Below are 1,148 nucleotides of genomic sequence, written 5' to 3' on the forward strand. Positions count from 1 at the left end.
CGCCGAGGCCGGCTCAGAGCAGCTTGCGCAGCTTCATCAGGTCGAACGGGTTGGCCTTGATCGAGACGCGCCGGGAGGCGACCGCGCGGGTGACGTCGAGCTCACCACGGACCAGCGCGAGCAGGTCGTCGCTGGTGGTGCTCAGGGCGATCTTGGCTTTCGGGTCGTCGCCGTCGGCCAGGTCGAGCAGGCGGCCGTCGGCGATCCGGCCGTGGAAGGCCGTGTCCAGGTCGGTGACCCGGCAGGCCAGCGTCCGGTCCAGGTCGATCCGTTCCCGCACCGTCTCCGCGTTGCGGTCCAGCCGGGCGGCCAGATCCTGCAACGCCTGCCGGCACTCGTCAACGCTGGCCACCATCGTCTCCTCACCGCACGCCACGCCGTTCCCCGGCACCGTACCGCACAGGGTGCTCGGCGGGGCCCGGTAGCGTGAGCACCGCACACCCCCGCCCCGCGGAAGGACACAGGCATGCAGGACGCGTGGCGCGCCTACCTTGAGCTGGCCATGGGCCTGACGGAGGCGCCCCGGAAGAAGGCCCAGGACGCGGTCCGCCGCGTCGTCGGCACGGGCGGCGCGACCGCCACCCAGCTCCAGGCGCTCGCCGAGGAACTCGTCTCCACCGGCGCGGCCAACCGGGAGGCGTTGACCAAGCTGGTGCGCTTCGAGGTCGACCGGGCCCTTGGCGCGGTGGGGCTCGCCACCGCCGACGAGGTCGCCGAGCTGACCCGCCGGGTGCACGAGCTGGAACGCCAGCTCCGGGAGGCGAAGTCGACACCCGGCACCCCGCTGGCCGGCGGCCCCGACGCCGCGAGCGCCCCGGCGTTCCCCGGTTCGCTGGCCGTCGCCGGCGGCGCCATGTCGGCCGCCGCCCCCGGCGCCGCCGAACCGGCCGTTCCCACCACCGCCACCGTCCCGGACGCGACGCTGCCGACCTCGGCGGTGGCCCGCAAGGCGGTCGCGAAGAAGGCCCTGGCGAAGAAGGCGGTCGCCAAGAAGGCCCTGGCCAAGAGGGCGCCCACGGCCGTCACCCCCGCGGAGGGCGGCAAGGTCGAGCCGGTCCGGCCCGCCAAGAAGGCGCCGCCCCGCAAGCGGCAGCCGGGCGACCAGGGCGGCAGCGACCCGACCGCCGAGCGGGGCGAGGCGTGACCGG

At 75.4% G+C, this 1,148-nt stretch carries 2 protein-coding genes; one reads left to right on the forward strand and one right to left on the reverse strand.

Annotated features, from left to right (window positions below):
- Positions 1–13: 13 nt before the first annotated feature.
- The gene (locus tag NCC78_RS31815; RefSeq protein WP_250799169.1) at positions 14–352 is read right to left on the reverse strand and encodes an SCP2 sterol-binding domain-containing protein; all 339 of its coding nucleotides are present in this window, start codon (positions 350–352) and stop codon (positions 14–16) included.
- Between the two features lie 114 nt (positions 353–466).
- Between NCC78_RS31815 and NCC78_RS31820 the strand changes: the two genes are divergently transcribed.
- Positions 467–1,144, forward strand: coding sequence for a phasin family protein (locus NCC78_RS31820; protein ID WP_250799177.1), 678 nt, complete (start codon positions 467–469; stop codon positions 1,142–1,144).
- The last annotated feature ends 4 nt before the right edge of the window (positions 1,145–1,148 follow it).

The sequence above is a fragment of the Micromonospora phytophila genome (assembly GCF_023656545.1).
Lineage (GTDB): Bacteria > Actinomycetota > Actinomycetes > Mycobacteriales > Micromonosporaceae > Micromonospora > Micromonospora phytophila.

Bases quoted from the DNA above. Each gene is read 5' to 3' on its own strand.
- NCC78_RS31820 (WP_250799177.1), top strand. From the start codon at position 467: ATGCAGGACGCGTGGCGCGCCTACCTTGAGCTGGCCATGGGCCTGACG.